14 protein-coding genes and 1 pseudogene are annotated in these 14,116 nt (G+C 68.6%); 3 read left to right on the top strand and 12 right to left on the bottom strand.

The window, feature by feature from the left end:
- Window positions 1-72: 72 nt before the first annotated feature.
- From EAF64_RS09885 to EAF64_RS09855, 7 genes are all read right to left on the bottom strand, one after another.
- On the bottom strand, window positions 73-1,062 hold the full coding sequence (locus EAF64_RS09885) for an alpha/beta fold hydrolase (protein WP_129068818.1): 990 nt from the start codon (window positions 1,060-1,062) through the stop codon (window positions 73-75).
- A 61-nt stretch (window positions 1,063-1,123) separates the two neighbouring features.
- Complete coding sequence (locus EAF64_RS09880) at window positions 1,124-1,933, bottom strand: ABC transporter permease (RefSeq protein WP_129068817.1); 810 nt, start codon at window positions 1,931-1,933, stop codon at window positions 1,124-1,126.
- On the bottom strand, window positions 1,930-2,733 hold the full coding sequence (locus EAF64_RS09875; RefSeq protein ID WP_129068816.1) for an ABC transporter ATP-binding protein: 804 nt from the start codon (window positions 2,731-2,733) through the stop codon (window positions 1,930-1,932). Before EAF64_RS09875 ends, EAF64_RS09880 begins: the two co-directional genes overlap by 4 nt.
- Window positions 2,730-4,625: a NosD domain-containing protein gene (locus tag EAF64_RS09870; RefSeq protein WP_129068815.1), complete on the bottom strand. Its 1,896-nt coding sequence runs from the start codon at window positions 4,623-4,625 to the stop codon at window positions 2,730-2,732. The genes EAF64_RS09875 and EAF64_RS09870 overlap by 4 nt, the downstream gene beginning before the upstream one ends.
- On the bottom strand, window positions 4,625-5,242 hold the full coding sequence (locus EAF64_RS09865) for a nitrous oxide reductase accessory protein NosL (protein WP_129068814.1): 618 nt from the start codon (window positions 5,240-5,242) through the stop codon (window positions 4,625-4,627). The genes EAF64_RS09870 and EAF64_RS09865 overlap by 1 nt, the downstream gene beginning before the upstream one ends.
- 135 nt (window positions 5,243-5,377) lie before the next feature.
- Window positions 5,378-6,430, bottom strand: a complete 1,053-nt coding sequence (meaB, locus tag EAF64_RS09860) for a methylmalonyl Co-A mutase-associated GTPase MeaB (protein WP_129068813.1) — start codon at window positions 6,428-6,430, stop codon at window positions 5,378-5,380.
- A complete protein-coding gene (locus tag EAF64_RS09855) occupies window positions 6,427-6,846 on the bottom strand; it encodes a cobalamin B12-binding domain-containing protein (RefSeq protein ID WP_129068812.1) in 420 nt (139 codons plus the stop codon). Before EAF64_RS09855 ends, meaB begins: the two co-directional genes overlap by 4 nt.
- 45 nt (window positions 6,847-6,891) lie before the next feature.
- Here EAF64_RS09855 and EAF64_RS21735 point away from each other — a divergent pair.
- The 3 genes and pseudogenes from EAF64_RS21735 to EAF64_RS09840 all read left to right on the top strand — a co-directional run.
- A pseudogene (locus EAF64_RS21735) lies at window positions 6,892-7,290 on the top strand (DUF3592 domain-containing protein); the annotation flags it as partial.
- 184 nt (window positions 7,291-7,474) lie between these two features.
- Window positions 7,475-8,116 carry a DUF420 domain-containing protein gene (locus EAF64_RS09845; protein WP_129068810.1) on the top strand — a complete coding sequence of 214 codons (642 nt, stop codon included), beginning with the start codon at window positions 7,475-7,477 and terminating at the stop codon, window positions 8,114-8,116.
- Between the two features lie 149 nt (window positions 8,117-8,265).
- Window positions 8,266-9,912: a histidine kinase N-terminal 7TM domain-containing protein gene (locus EAF64_RS09840; RefSeq protein WP_129068809.1), complete on the top strand. Its 1,647-nt coding sequence runs from the start codon at window positions 8,266-8,268 to the stop codon at window positions 9,910-9,912.
- Window positions 9,913-9,922: 10 nt separating this feature from the next.
- Here EAF64_RS09840 and EAF64_RS09835 read toward each other — a convergent pair whose 3' ends face one another.
- From EAF64_RS09835 to cyoE, 5 genes are read right to left on the bottom strand one after another with little or no spacing between them, the layout of a single operon-like run.
- Window positions 9,923-10,696: an ABC transporter permease gene (locus EAF64_RS09835; protein WP_129068808.1), complete on the bottom strand. Its 774-nt coding sequence runs from the start codon at window positions 10,694-10,696 to the stop codon at window positions 9,923-9,925.
- Window positions 10,693-11,673, bottom strand: coding sequence for an ABC transporter ATP-binding protein (locus tag EAF64_RS09830; RefSeq protein WP_129068807.1), 981 nt, complete (start codon window positions 11,671-11,673; stop codon window positions 10,693-10,695). Before EAF64_RS09830 ends, EAF64_RS09835 begins: the two co-directional genes overlap by 4 nt.
- A gap of 48 nt (window positions 11,674-11,721) precedes the next feature.
- A complete protein-coding gene (locus tag EAF64_RS09825; RefSeq protein ID WP_129068806.1) occupies window positions 11,722-11,952 on the bottom strand; it encodes a SelT/SelW/SelH family protein in 231 nt (76 codons plus the stop codon).
- Window positions 11,953-11,990: 38 nt separating this feature from the next.
- The gene (locus EAF64_RS09820; protein ID WP_129068805.1) at window positions 11,991-12,677 is read right to left on the bottom strand and encodes a DUF7546 family protein; all 687 of its coding nucleotides are present in this window, start codon (window positions 12,675-12,677) and stop codon (window positions 11,991-11,993) included.
- Complete coding sequence (gene cyoE / locus EAF64_RS09815; protein ID WP_129068804.1) at window positions 12,674-14,098, bottom strand: heme o synthase; 1,425 nt, start codon at window positions 14,096-14,098, stop codon at window positions 12,674-12,676. Before cyoE ends, EAF64_RS09820 begins: the two co-directional genes overlap by 4 nt.
- Between the last annotated feature and the right edge of the window lie 18 nt (window positions 14,099-14,116).

The raw sequence follows: 14,116 nt of genomic DNA, 5'->3' as shown, positions 1-14,116 counted from the left end.
GCCCACGACCCCCATTCGCTGGCAGGGATACCGACACCGATGGCGGGGACGGCGCGGGGGCCGGTCTGCGCCCTATTCCTCCGTCTCGGCGGGGTCGCTCTCGCCGGGCACTTCGATCTCGATGCTGGTCGCGTCCCCGGGTTCCTCGCCGTGGACCACCCGGCGGACGAACTGGTCGGCGTGTTCGACGTGGGGTTGCACGTCGGACTCGTCGAACACCAGGAGCCTGGCGTTCGCCTGCTGGGCGAGTGCTTCGCCGTCTTCGAGCGGCGAGACGGTCGCCTGACGGCCCCACACGAGCGTCACCGGCACGTCGAGGTTCGCGAGGGTCTCGCCGACGTCGGCGTCGAGGTCGAGGAAGCCGCCGAAGAAGGAGGCGGGCGCGAAGCGTGCGCCGGGCTGGTGGGCCGTCGCCCACTGGTAGTCGACCAGTTCGTCCGTGACGTTCTCCGCGTCGTAGTAGCCGTGATCGGTGTTGAAGTAGCGGATCGCGGGCTTGCACGTCGCGAGGTTGTAGAGGGCGGTCCCGAGCAGCGGCGTCCGGACGAGCGAGCGAACCAGCGGCCGCCGCCCCTCGAAGGTGGTGGCGTCGGGACAGACTAGGATCAGTTCCTCGACGTCGGCGTCCTCGGCCGCGACGGCGGCGTAGGCCCCCGACAGCGAGGCACCGACGACGGTCGGATTCTCGGTCACGTCCGCGAGGAAGTCACCGACGAACGTGGTGTACAGCGAGCCGGAGTACAGCAGCGGTGGTCGGTCCGAGCGCCCGAAGCCCGGCATGTCCGGCACGAGGACGTGGTAGTCCTCGGCGAGGGCGTCGAAGATGCCACGGAACTCGTGACCGGACCCGGAGGCGTTGATCCCGTGGAACAGACAGACGTCCGGGTCGTCCGGATCGCCGGCCTCGACGTAGGCCACGTCGAATCCACGCCAGCGGTAGGTGTTCGTCTCGCCGTCGAGCGGTGAGTCGAGGCCGTCCGCTCGCCGGCCGAGCAGTCGGTTGGCGGCCCCAATCAGTCCGGCGGAACCCAGCGCCCCCAGTGCGACGTTGCGGAGCTTCATAGAAGAATCAAGGGGCGACAGGCGTTTATACGTGATGGGACAGGCGGGGTCGGCCGCGGGCTCACTCACGCCAGACGCGGGCGACCGCGACGCCCAGCGCACCGACGAACCAGAGGGTCAGCCCCGCCGTGCCCGCCAGTAGCGACGGGGTTGGGGCACTCCGGGTGTACACGTCACCGACCGCGAGCGTGTAGACGAGCCCGCGGTAGGCGCTGTTCGGGCTGAGCGCCGTGAGCGTCCCGAGCGCGTCGGGGCCGATCAGCCCGCCCGACAGCGCCGCGACGATGGTGGCGTCGAAGCCCAGTACGAGCGCGATCACGAGGACGACGGCGATAGCGAGCGCCTCGCGGCCCGACCGGGCGGCCGCCGAGACGGCCACCGCCACGGCCAGCGCTACCGCCGTGAACAGGACGGTCAACGTCACGAACCGCAGGAACAGCACGGGCGCGTCGACGGTCCCGTGCCTGACGACGACGGAGACGGCGTCCCCGGGCGTGAACACGACGGCACCGGCCGACAACCCCAGGGCGACGAGGACGACCGGTAACAGCCCCGCCAGTCGGCCGAGGAAGACGCCGCCGACGAACGAGAGCCGGCTCAACGGGTAGGTCTGGATCGTCTCCAGTTCCCCGCGGTCCGCGTCCGACTGGATCGCCCGGTAGCCGAAGGCGAAGGCGAGCAGCGGCACCAGAATCTCCATCGGGGCGACCAGGTCCAGGACCAGCGGGAGGTAGCCGCCGGTCCCGGCGGCGAGGACGAATCCGCCCACGACGACCACGAACCCCAGTGCCAGGACGAGGATCGTCGGCGTCCGGAGGAGCGTGGTGAACTCCCGCTGGGCGACGACCAGAGCGGTCCGGGCGCGGCTCATCCGTCCACCTCCGCGTCGCGGGTGGCGACCTGCCCGGACTCGCTCGCGACGAGTTCGCTCATGGCGGACTCCAGATCGTCGGTCCCCGTCGACGCTTGCAGCTTCGCCGGACTGTCGGCCGCGACGATCCGGCCCCGATCCAGCACGAGTACCTGATCGGCGATCCGTTCGACGGCCGTGAGGTCGTGACTCGTCACCAGCACAGCCGCGTCAGCGGCGAGGTCCGTGATCACGTCCGCGACGTGGCGGGTCATCATCGGGTCGAGGCCGCTGGACGGTTCGTCGAGCAGGACCAGCGGCGGGTCACCGACCGTCGCCTGTGCGATGCCCAGCAATCGCGTCATCCCGCCCGAGAGTGCGTCGACCCGTCGGTCGGGGACGCCGCCCAGGCCCACGCGGTTGACGGCCGCGTCCACGTCGACGCTCTCGCCGGTGAGGTCGGCGTAGAACTGCAGTGTCTCCGCGACGGTGAACTGCGGCCTGAACGCCGGCGCCTGCGGGAGGTAGCCGACGGGCCGCGTCGCGCTCTCGGGACGTTCGACGCTGCCGTGATCGATCCCGACGAGGTCCGCGACGGCCCGGATCAGCGTGGTCTTGCCGGACCCGTTCGGGCCAACGAGACAGGTGACGGTGCCCGGCGCGACGGTGAACGACACGTCGTCGACCGCGACCAGGTCGCCGAAGGCCACCACCAGGTCCTCGACGACGAGCGTCGGATCGGCGGCGTCCGCGACGGTGTCGGTCGCCGCGCTCTCCGCCGTCGTTCCGTCGGCCGTGTCCTCCGTCCGTTCGTCGGTCATGGTCGACTCCCGTTCGTTCTCGCGAGCGCGTTCGGTCGCGTCGGTTCGGTCAGCGGTGCGGTGTCGACGACGCCACTGGCCCGGAGGCCCGGCAGGCGGTCCCGGACGGAGCGCAACAGCGTCATCGCGGGTGACTCCCGGAGTGGGAGGCTGCCCTCGGACCGCAGGAGTGCGCCGTCGACGGCACCGGTGGGGCGGTACGAGTCGTCGAGCGTTCCGTCGCCGTCCGCGTCGACGCCCGGGAGCCGCCCCCAGTAGTTCCCGCGGCCGTCGGCCGTCCAGATCCGGACCGGCCCCATGTCGGCCTCGGCCTGCTCGTCGTTGGCCACCACGTCGTTCCCGGTGACTGTCAGCGAGGGCAGGAGGAGGTCCGCCCTGATCCCGATGCCGTTGTCGACGACGGTGTTGTGGGCGACGTAGGATCGCGCGGCGGCCATGCCCAGTCCGACCTCGTTGTTCGCGACGACGTTCTCGGCGACGAAGGAGGCGCTCCCGGCGACGATCAGCCCCGCCTCGCTCGCCCGCACGTCGTTGCCCCGGAGGACGTTCGCCCGCGGCCGGGTCATCACGATCACGCCAGTCGAGGCCCGGCGGACCGTGTTGTTCCGGATCAGCGCCCCCGAGGTGTACATCTCGTGGACACCGAACCGGAGCCCCGCCATCCGGGAGTCACGGACGACGATCCCGTTCGCCCGGTGGGTGTAGACGCCGTCCCGACCGCCCTCGAACGTGACGTTCTGGACCACGACGGGATCGAACATCGCCAGCACGCCCATGAAGCCGTCCTGCCACTCCGGGGGCCCCTCGATGTGGGAGTCACGGACGACGAGTCCCTGGCCGCCGCGCACGAGGACGCCGTTGGCGCGCGTCTCGATGTCGACGCCCGCCACGAGCGATCCCGTGCCGTTGATAAAGCGGATCGCCGAGTCGCCGCGGCCGTACGCGAGGCGGACGAACTGGTCCCAGTCGCCGCCGTCGGCGTCGCTGAACGACCGCGCGCCGGTCGACCCGACGCCGCTGATCCGCAGGTCGGTGACAGCTACCCGTTCGGCCGTGACCGAGAGTACGGTCCCTTCGCTGTCACCTCGAACGTGGGTCTCCGGCCCCGCACCGGTCAGCGTCAGCGGCTTGTCGACCGTGACGTTCCCGTCGTAGGTGCCGGGCGGGAGCCGGACGGTCGTGTCGGCCGGGGCCCGCTCGATGGCCGCGGCCAGCGTGGGCGTGTCTTCACCCACGACGACCGACACGGGGCGGTCCCGGAGCCCTGCGGTCGCCGTCACCTGCCGGTCGGCCCACTGGCTCCGGTTCGCGGTGATCCGGTCCATCTCCGTCGCCGGCGATGTTCGCTCGGCGCTCCGCGACTGGACCGAGCCCCAGTCGACGACCTGGCCGCCGTAGCGCTCCGCGAACGACCGGGCGGCGCTCCGTTCGCCGAACGGGACGATGGCGGGCCCACCCGGCGTCTTCGCGCGACTGTCGACGACGAACACCGCCGACTGCGCCGAAACCCAGCCACCGCCGAGGCTGTTCCGCTCGATCAGGAACCCGTTCTCGTTCAGCGCGGGCTCGGTCCCGGCGTAGTCGGTGACGAGGACGCCGATGGGTTCCCCGAACTGTTCGGTAGTGCGAGGACCCCGGAGGTGGGTCGCGGTGCTCTCGATCCCGTAGTAGCCGACGACGTACTCGTACTGGGAGAAGAACACTTCGGCTCTGGGGATCGAGAGATTACGCTCCTCGGCCTCCTTGACGTCGACGCCCGTCATCCCCATGGTCAGCGTCGAGTCGAACGACACCGGCTCGACGTCCCGTTCGCCGTGTGGATCGACGGTGAACCCCGTCGCCGTCACGAGGACGACGAGCGCGAGACCGGCGAGGACGTACTTGACGTCCATTATCGGCCGAGCTGCGCGATGAGTTGCGGCGTCACCTCGTCGGCCGTGACGAGTTTCCCGCCGTGTTCGTCCCGGAACGCCGAGGCGTCCGCCTCGTCGCCGAACCCGATCAGGTCCCTGCCCATCGCACCGACGACCTCCGAGTTCGCCACGAAGGTCACGTCACTGGCGGCCGCGAACGCCGACGCTTCGGGGTGCGTCGAGATGCCCGTGGTGTCTCTGAACTCGAACAGATCGTACTCGACCGCCGAGTAGTCGGTGACGTACATCACCGACCGCGACCAGCCGCGATCGGCGCGCTCGAAGTCGTACTGGAACGCCTCCCAGGTGCTGTCGAACCGGGCCGGGTTCTCGTGTCCCGACGGCTGGTGGTCCGGGTAGAAGATCTCCGCCGACGGTCCCGGGTGGTTCACGATGTTCATCCCACACACCTCACAGGTGTCGCCGTCGGTCAGCGTAACGGCCGCTGGCACGTCCGCCGTCCCGTCCCCGGAGTCCTGCTCCGAACAGCCGGCGAGCGCCGCCACACCGATCGCTCCCAGTCCGCCGAGAACCGCTCGTCGGCCGTACCGATTCCGCTCGTTCGCCTCCGCCGAATGTGCATGGTTGTCACACATGTATTGTCACCTGTTCCCGACGAACGACTGCGGGCTGGCCGAACTCGTCGGTCGGTCGTCGCGATGGTCTTGTGGAATTCGTACACGTAGCTCCGCCTAAAGTCCGCCGACGGTTCCCGGAACGTGGGAACACCGTCAGTCCCGCCGCTGCTCGACACACTCCGCGATGGGGCCCAGGAGTTCGTCGGCGACGGTGTAGGGGTCGGTCTCGCGGTCGAGGACGCGGTCGACGAACCCCTCGATGCCGCCGCGGGCCTCGATCTCCTCGGCCAGCAGATCGGCCGTGTCTTCACGCAGGAGCGTCCTGATCTCCGCGGCGTAGCGGTCGCGGGCTTTCGTCTCCAGTCGCCCGGACGCGACCAGGTACTCGCGGTGGTCGTCGAGTACCGAGAGGAGTTCGTCCAGTCCGTCGCCGCGTTTGGCCACCGTCTCGACGATCGGGGGTGACCAGGAGGGAGCGTCGGCGTCGTCGGTCCCGTCGCCGGCCCCGTTCCCGACCTCGGTCGTCTTCTCGACCGCGCCGTGGTGGCCGGTGGCGACCGCGAGTTCGTCCCGGCGCATCTCGATCATCTCGCGGAGTTCCTGTACTGTGCGGTTGGCCCCGTCCAGATCGGCCTTGTTGACGACGAACATGTCGGCGATCTCCAGAATGCCAGCCTTGAGCATCTGCACGTCGTCGCCGCTGGCCGGCGGGACCAGCACGGCCACGGTGTCGGCCATCCGCACGATATCCACCTCGTTCTGTCCCGCTCCGACGGTCTCGATGATGACCTTGTCTTTCCCGAAGGCGTCGAGCGCTTTGACGGCGTCCGTCGTCGCCGTCGAGAGCCCACCCAGCGAGCCACGCGCGGACATCGAGCGGAAGAACACGTCCATGTCGCCCGTGTTCGAGGCCATCCGGATGCGGTCACCCAGCACCGCGCCGCCGGTAAAGGGCGAGGACGGGTCGATTGCGATGACGCCGACCGTGAGCCCGCGGTTTCGGTACTCCTCGGCCATCTTGTCCACCAGCGTGGACTTGCCCGCGCCGGGACTGCCGGTGATGCCGATCACGTCGGCGTGCCCGGTGTGTTCGTGGAGTTGCGAGACCAGCTCGCGGTAGCCAGGCGCGCGGTCCTCGATCTTGGTGATCGTGCGGGCCAGCGCGCGATGGTCGCCGTCGAGGAGGTCCTCGATCAACGCGTTCATCGTCGGTCGGGTGCGTTCTCGCGGACGAAGTCGACGATCTCGTCCATGGACGCTCCGGGGCCGAAGATGCGCGCGACGCCGAGATCGAGCAGTTCGTCGCGGTCCTCGTCGGGGATGATCCCGCCGACGAGGATCAGCGTGTCCTCTTTCGCGCCGTACTCTTCGAGGCCGTCCATGATCTTCGGGACGAGCGTGTTGTGCGCGCCCGAGAGGATGGAGATGCCGAGTACGTCGACGTCCTCCTGTACCGTCGCCTGGACGATCTCGTCCGGGGCCTTGTGCAGGCCCGAGTAGATGACCTCGAAGCCCGCGTCGCGGAACGCCCGCGCGATGACGTGTGCGCCGCGGTCGTGACCGTCCAGCCCGACCTTCCCGACGAGACACCTGACCGTCCGCTGTTCCTGTGCTTCGCTCATGCCACCTCGTAACACGTTGGTGACTTTCACTCTTGTCGTTACGGAATGGCCCGCGTCGGCCGCGAACGGAATACTGATGTGCCGAACTGTATCTCTCAAAAACATATACGAGAGCAGTACAGTCATGGGTGGCATCGCACTGGCGGTTCTCGGGTCGTCATGCTGGCGGCCAGCGTGAACGGCATCGTCCCGGCCGTCACCGAAGCCTCGGGATACGAACGAATGTCGGCGACCGTCGTCGAAGCCGTGGTCGAGGAGTCCCAGAACGACCGCGATTACTACCCAGTTGTGGTCTACGAGTACGAGTTCGACGGCGACAACTTCTACACTGGGTCCACCGAACCGCCGTGCTCGGAATCGAAAGCCCGGGATCGGATCTCCGAATACGAATCCGGCGAGAACGCTACGGTGTTCGTCGATCCGGACGATCCGGATCGGGCGTTTCTGGAGCGACGGCCGCCGGCCGCCGGCCGAACGGGTCCTCGGCGTGGGCGGGTACGCCGTCGGCATCCCGATCGGGGGATTGCTGCTCGTCGGTGGTGGGAAACCCGTCGTCTCGGGCCGCCGCTCGACGGACGAGTGACCGAATTCCGACGGACTGATGACCGCGGCGTCCTCACGAACGGCTATGGCAGTCGCCGACGACCTCAATCGCTGGCCGAAGGCTCATCCTCGTGCCGTCACGACCGTCCTCTCGATCGTCGGATATGCACTGGTGATCGGCGCGTTCGGCGGCTTCCTCCCGCTCCCGGATTTCAGCAGGGAGGTCGTCATCCTGCTGGGTGACGCTATCGCCGTCGTCAACACGCTCGCGCTCACCGCAATCGTCGCCGGCGTCTACTTCATCCGCAACGACGAGGTCCGGAAACACCGCGCGGCCATGCTGACCGCCTTCACCCTCATCATGGTGTTTCTCGTCCTCTACCTCCTGAAAGTCGGCGGCGGGTTCGAGAAGGCCATCGCCGTCGGGGGACCCGTTCGGACCGCCTACCTCGCCATGCTCGCCATCCACATCCTGCTGTCGGCGCTGGCGGTCCCCGTCGTCCTGCACGCCGTCGTCCTCGGGTTGACGCACTCGCCCGCGGAACTACGCGAGACGATCCACGCGAAAGTCGGCCGGGTCGCCGTCGCCGCGTGGGGGTTGTCGCTCGCGCTCGGTATCGTGACCTACGTCCTCCTGAACCACGTCTACGGCTGGACGCCGCGCGGCCACAGCGCCGGCCTACTCCTCTTGCTGGTCTCGACGCGCTCACTGCTCGACAGTGAGTGAGCGACGTCCCGATCCGTTCACCGGTCGTCACAAATAGTACGTAGAGTGTCAGTACTGGACGCCGCTACTTCGGCCCCCTCACGACCGGACGGTAGCCCACGGCGGAATATATGAAAGTATAAACAGACGAGTACTGACGTTTCGAGAACATGGTCCCCTCTCGGCTCCTGCTGACCGGTCTCTACGTCGTCGCCGGACTTCTGCCGGTCGTTCTGTTCCCGCGTGTCCTCGGGAACCGTGACAAACCCGGCGCGGTCGGGCTGGTCCTCTTGCTCCTCGGTGCCAGCGTCTGGAGTCTCGGTACCGCGGTCGTCACGATGGCGACGACGATGCCGCCCGCGTTCGTCGGAGAGAACCTCACCTCGCTGGGCGCGGGCATCCTCGCGACCGGGTGGGTTCTCGTCGCGGCCGAGTACGCCGGTTTCCTCGTCCCGTCGCGCAGGACGGTCGGCGCGCTCCTCGGAGTCGGCGTGCTCCCCCAACAGGTCGCCGCCTGGACGAATCCGATCCATCACCGCTACTACCGCTCGCTGTCGCCCTCGGCGTCGCTCACCAGTGTGTCCGCGGACGTCGGGCCGGCGTTCTGGGTGTTCATCGTCGTCGGGTACACGTTCTTCGCCGTCGGCTTCCTCGTCTTCCTCAGCGAGGTCCTCACCTCGCGCAGCGTTCGCCGGCAGCAGAGTTTCGCGTTACTGCTGAGTACGATCCCGACCATCCTGGTCGGGTCGATCAGTGTCTTCCTGGTTCCCGAGGTGAGTCTGTCCCCGTTCAGTTTCGTCGGGATGGTGTTCATCGTCACCTGGGCGCTGTTTCGCAGTGATTTCCTGGACATCGTCCCGATCGCCAGGCAGGAACTCGTCGAGAACATCCGTGACCCGGTGGTCACCCTAGACGAAGGCGGTCAGGTCATCGACAGCAACGCAGCCGCCCGGGAGCTGTCGCCAGTCGGGCCCGATGTCACGGGCGTGCCGGCGGCGGAGTTCTTCCCGGACCGGACCTGGCAGCGTGCGGTGCGCGAGAGTAGTCCCGGCGAGACGGACGTGGCAGTCACTCGGGACGGGCAGGATCGCCACTTCGTTGCGGACGTGTCCCGACTCACCGACGCTCGCGGGACCGAACGGGGACGGCTCGTGGTGCTCCGGGAGGTCACCCGGCTCAAGGAACGCGAGCAGCAACTCAGGCGTCAGAACGAGCGTCTCGACCAGTTCGCGTCGATGATCTCACACGACCTGCGGAACCCGCTGAACGCCGCCCAGCTCCGGTTCAGTCTCGTCCGCGACGACGCGACCGAGGAACACGCCGCGGCCGTCGAACGGAACCTCGACCGGATGGAGCGTATGATCGACGACATGCTGACGGTGGCCCGGGCTGGAACCGATGTCGAAGACACTGAACCGGTCGACCTGCCGACCCTCGTGGCCGAGGCGTGGGACACCGCCGAGACCGACGGCGCGACCCTTGACAGTGACCTGCCCGCGACAGCGACCGTCGAGGCCGACCCGTCACGGCTCCGGAACGTCTTCGAGAACCTGTTTCGCAACGCCGTCGATCACAACACCGCGCCGGTGACCGTTCGCGTCGGCACCCACCGGGACGGGTTCTACGTCGAAGACGACGGCAGTGGGATCCCCGACGACGAGCGCGAGGACGTCTTCGACCGGGGATTCACGACCAGCGACGACGGGACCGGGCTCGGGCTGTCCATCGTGAGCGACATCGTCGAGGGCCACGGCTGGGAGATCACGGTCACCGAGGGGGAGTCCGGCGGAGCCAGGTTCGAGATTCACACGGCGTGACGCGAGCGAATCAGTCCGTCCGCGGGAGGGCGGCCGCACCGCCGGCGAAGAAGACCAGCGTCAGCCCGGCCAGCACGCCCAGGTAGAACGGCCACCCGGTCGGCAACCCGGCCAGCGGTTCGATCCCGGGACCGTAGGTCGCCGCCCGCACGCCCCGCGAGAAGTACGTCAGCGGCGAGAGCAGGATGGCGGGCCGGAACCACTCCGGGAGCATCGACGGCGGGACGAACGTCTCCGAGAGAAAAAGGAGAGGGAGCGCGATCCCGTTGCTCGCGGCGATGACGCCGTCCTGTGACCCGGCGAAACTGCCGATCAGCGCGCCCCCGCCACAGAACAGCGCGACGCCGAGGAAGACGAACGGGATCAGGAGTGGCGAGAACGAGATCTCCGCCCCGGTGACGACCACGATCAGGCCGAGCAGGAGCAGTCCCGCGAGGCCGATGACGACGACGTTGACCAGCGTCTGAGCGAGTAGCCACTCCGACCGCGAGAGCGGCGTCGTCGCCAGCTTCTCGAACTGGTTGCCCTCGCGGTGGCGCGCGACCTCGCTGCCCACCCGCGAGAGCGGGGTGAACAGGACGACTACGGCCAGGTAGCCCGGCACGTAGTACGCCGCCGGTTCGGTGAACAGTCCCGTCCCACCGCCGCCGGTCTGGACCAGCGCGCCGAAGATCACGATGATGATGACCGGGAAGAAGAAGGTGAAAAAGACCGCCGTCCGCCGGCGCAGGAAGGACTTCCCGGCGGCGACGGTGGCAGCCCCGATCCGACCGACCGCCGTCATCGGTCGACACCTCCAGTCCCGCTGTCGTCACCGTCCAGTCGCCCGCCGTCGGCCAGCGGCGTCTCCCCGCGGCTGACCGTCTCGCCGCTGGCCGTGACTGCCTGCCCGGTCAGGTCCAGATACACGTCTTCGAGGTCGGGTTCGGTCCAGTTGATCGACTCGTAGGTCGCGTCCGCCGCGTCGAGGGTGGCGACGACCCCGCCGATCTCCTCGGGCGGGACGTCGTAGACGGTCAACTGCCCGTCCGCGAGTTCTGCGGGGTAGTCGAGGTCGGCGGTGATCGCGGGACCGGCGTCCGTGTCGATCACCAGTCGGCTCTCCCCGCCGTGCTCGGCGATCAGCGCGTCGGGGGAATCCCGGGCGACGAGTTTCCCGTCGGCCAGCAGGCCCACCTCGTCGGCCAACCGCTCGGCTTCGGCCATGTAGTGAGTCGTCAAGAAGACGGTCGTGCCGCCGGCCGCCAGGCCCTCGATGAGCCGCCAGAGCGCACGTCGGCCCGCGGGGTCGATCCCCGTCGTCGGTTCGTCCAGCACGAGCAGGTCGGGGTCGTTGACCAGCGCCGTCCCGACACAGACCCGGCGTTGCTGGCCGCCCGAGAGGTTCTCGTACCAGGTGTCGGCGTCGTCGGTCAGGCCAACGTCGTCAAGCACCGCTTCGACCGACCGGGCCTCGTCGTAGAGCCCGCCGTAGTAGTCGAGCAGTTCCCGGGCGGTCAGGCGTGCGGGTGGGTCGAACGACTGGGGGAGCGACCCGAGTCGCGCCCGTTCGACCTGCTGGGGGGCCGTCCCGAACACGGTCACGTCGCCCTCGGCGTCGGTCGTGCCGAGCAGCGATCGGACCAGGGTGGTCTTTCCCGCGCCGTTCGGTCCGATCAGCGCGAACACGTCCCCCTCGTCGACGGAGAGCGAGACGCCGTCGAGTGCTGTCGTGTCGCCGTAGACCCGACGAACGTCCTCGGCGACGACGGCTGCTGTCATTGTCGGACCGCGGACCGGTATCGTCCTAAGCCCGTCGGTTCGGTGTCGTCAGACGTGGTCGCGGACTCGCCGGACGATCTCGTCCACGTCGAAGGCGTCGTCCTGCTTGTCGTACACCCGTTCGTCGTTCACGGACACTCGAAACACGCCGTTGGCACCGGTTCGGAGCGTCACCGTGTCCAGCTTCTCGCCGAAGGTCGTCAGCAGGACGTGCTGGACGTTCTCGGCGCGGTCGAGGAAGCCACATGGGACGCAGTACTCGATCTCGACGTCCGTCATGCGCACGAATACGCGAGTACGACAGAAAAGTCCGTCCGTCACCGCCCGAACGGTCGCCAGTACAGCAGGCCGACCGTCACCACGAACACGAGCGTCGAGAGGCCGTAGGATTGGGTGTACACCGCGCCAGCGAGGGCGCTCCCGCTCCCGAGGAGGCCCGTCGCCAGCGAGGCGAGCACCGGCCAGCTACAGCTGACACAGGAGAGCAGGCCGAGCAGGCCCGTCACCGCCGACCCCGCCGCGTCGAGTACCGTCGCGTACACGAGATACGCCAGCGCGACGTACCCGACGAGCTTGAACGGGAACAGCGCCGCCGAGAGGACGTCCCCGTTGTAGATCAGCGTCGGGGCCCAGCCGGGCGGCAGCGCAAGCACCGTGACTCGCAAGCTCCGCCCGGCCATGCTACTGGCGGGACCGACGAGACCGCCGGCGTAGGCCAGCACCGCGAAGTAGGCGACCGCGATGCCGCCCGCGAGCCAGCGGTCCCGGCTGGGGGACGGCGATGGCGTCGTCTTGAGGATGGCCCACAACCCGACGTTGATCCAGACGAACGGGTAGAGCCAGTAGCGGATCGAGGACAGGCTGGTCAACTCGCTCGGGCTGACGAGCCAGTAGACGCCCAGCAGGAGCACCTCGGAGTTGACGATCAGGAGCGCGATCAACAGATTCTCCCGGGTCGGTCTGAGGCCCGCGAGTCGGTCGGTGATCGTCGCGTCGGTACTCATACGACCAGTGCGTCGACGACGATTGCCAGCAGCAGTGCGCCGAGGTACGCGTTGGACGCGTGGAACGCCCGGAACGCGGCGGACTCGTCGCGTTCGCGGTGGAGGCGGACGACGGCCCACAGGAACACTGCCCCGAGCGCCGTCGTCGTGACAGCGTACACCCAGCCGAGATCGGTCAGGGCTGCCAGGCCGGCCGCGGCCAGCAGCGTCGTGGCCAGCCACAGCAGGATGTGTTTGCGGGTGGTCGCTTCGCCGCGGACGACCGGCATCATCGGGAAGCCGCCGCGCTCGTAGTCGTCCTTGTACGCGAGCGCGAGGTTGTAGAAGTGCGCTGGCGTCCAGACGAAGATGACGCCGGCCAGCATGAGTCCCGGCAGGCCGATGGTCCCCGTCACGGCGGCCGACCCGATCAGGGCCGGCAGGGCACCGGCCGCGCCGCCGATGACTGTGTTCTGGACGGTGTTGGGCTTGAGGACGAGTGTGTAGACGACGCTGTAGAACAGGATGGCCGACAGGCCCAGCGCCGCCGCGAGCAGGTTCACCTGCAGGAAGACGGCGACGGACGCGACCGCCAGCGCCAGGCCGAACGCGACGGCGTTTCGGACCGGCAACTGGTGGGTCGCGATCGGCCGGTCGCTCGTCCGGTCCATCTTCTTGTCACGGTCGCGTTCGAGTATGTGATTGAAGGTTCCGCTCGATCCGATAGCGAGGACGCCACCGCCGAGGGTCAGGACGATGGTCCGGACGGTCAGTTCCGTCCCGGCGGCCCCCGCGGCCAGCGCCATCCCGGCCGACGCCACGAGACAGAGCAACCACATCAACCGCGGTTTCATCAGCCGGAAGTACGCCTCGACGACGTGCGCCGCACGCGCGAACGTACTATCCGGTAGGGGTGGCTGCTCGCCGGGTTCGGTGGCCGGCTCCGCGGCCGGCGTCGGCTCCGGCTCCGGCTCGGGGTCGCCCGTCGACGCGTCGGCGTCGCGGGGTTCGAGTTGCCACGCCAGCGCGAGCGTCAGCCCGGCGAAGATGCCCATCCCGGTGAGCAGGTGGACGGCCGGGAACGGGTTCGCAGCGCCGGTCGTCGCGACCTGTGCGCCCAGTGCGACCTGCACCGGGAACAGGGCGAGTGCGAACGCCAGTGCGGCTTTCACCCGCCGCGAGACGGTCGACCTTCGCAGGCCGATCACCGCGGTGGTGAGAACCAATACGCCGACCAGCGCCGCGACGACGCGATGACCCCAGGCGACCACCAGCGCTGGCTCGGCCAGCGTCGGCGGGCTCGAACACACCGGCCACGCAGAACAGGCGCTCGCGGCGTCCGCGATGGCCGCCGTCGCGCCGGCGACGACGAGCAGGTACACACCGACTGCCGATCCGGACAGAAGCGTCGCGAAACGGGGACGAGAATAGCGTTCGGTCACAGCTGTACCTCTCACTAC

Source organism: Halorientalis pallida (assembly GCF_004118325.1).
GTDB lineage: Archaea > Halobacteriota > Halobacteria > Halobacteriales > Haloarculaceae > Halorientalis > Halorientalis pallida.
The sequence above is the reverse complement of the archived record's forward strand: the minus strand, read 5'-3'. Positions and strand labels throughout refer to the sequence as shown.

Coding starts and splice junctions, on each gene's coding strand:
- EAF64_RS09840 (WP_129068809.1), top strand. CDS start 8,266: ATGGTCCCCTCTCGGCTCCTGCTGACCGGTCTCTACGTCGTCGCCGGA.
- EAF64_RS09825 (WP_129068806.1), bottom strand. CDS start 11,952: ATGACGGACGTCGAGATCGAGTACTGCGTCCCATGTGGCTTCCTCGAC.
- EAF64_RS09835 (WP_129068808.1), bottom strand. CDS start 10,696: ATGACGGCGGTCGGTCGGATCGGGGCTGCCACCGTCGCCGCCGGGAAG.
- EAF64_RS09875 (WP_129068816.1), bottom strand. CDS start 2,733: ATGACCGACGAACGGACGGAGGACACGGCCGACGGAACGACGGCGGAG.
- meaB (WP_129068813.1), bottom strand. CDS start 6,430: ATGAACGCGTTGATCGAGGACCTCCTCGACGGCGACCATCGCGCGCTG.
- EAF64_RS09880 (WP_129068817.1), bottom strand. CDS start 1,933: ATGAGCCGCGCCCGGACCGCTCTGGTCGTCGCCCAGCGGGAGTTCACC.
- EAF64_RS09855 (WP_129068812.1), bottom strand. CDS start 6,846: ATGAGCGAAGCACAGGAACAGCGGACGGTCAGGTGTCTCGTCGGGAAG.
- EAF64_RS09885 (WP_129068818.1), bottom strand. CDS start 1,062: ATGAAGCTCCGCAACGTCGCACTGGGGGCGCTGGGTTCCGCCGGACTG.
- EAF64_RS09865 (WP_129068814.1), bottom strand. CDS start 5,242: ATGTGTGACAACCATGCACATTCGGCGGAGGCGAACGAGCGGAATCGG.
- EAF64_RS09820 (WP_129068805.1), bottom strand. CDS start 12,677: ATGAGTACCGACGCGACGATCACCGACCGACTCGCGGGCCTCAGACCG.
- EAF64_RS09870 (WP_129068815.1), bottom strand. CDS start 4,625: ATGGACGTCAAGTACGTCCTCGCCGGTCTCGCGCTCGTCGTCCTCGTG.
- EAF64_RS09845 (WP_129068810.1), top strand. CDS start 7,475: ATGGCAGTCGCCGACGACCTCAATCGCTGGCCGAAGGCTCATCCTCGT.
- EAF64_RS09830 (WP_129068807.1), bottom strand. CDS start 11,673: ATGACAGCAGCCGTCGTCGCCGAGGACGTTCGTCGGGTCTACGGCGAC.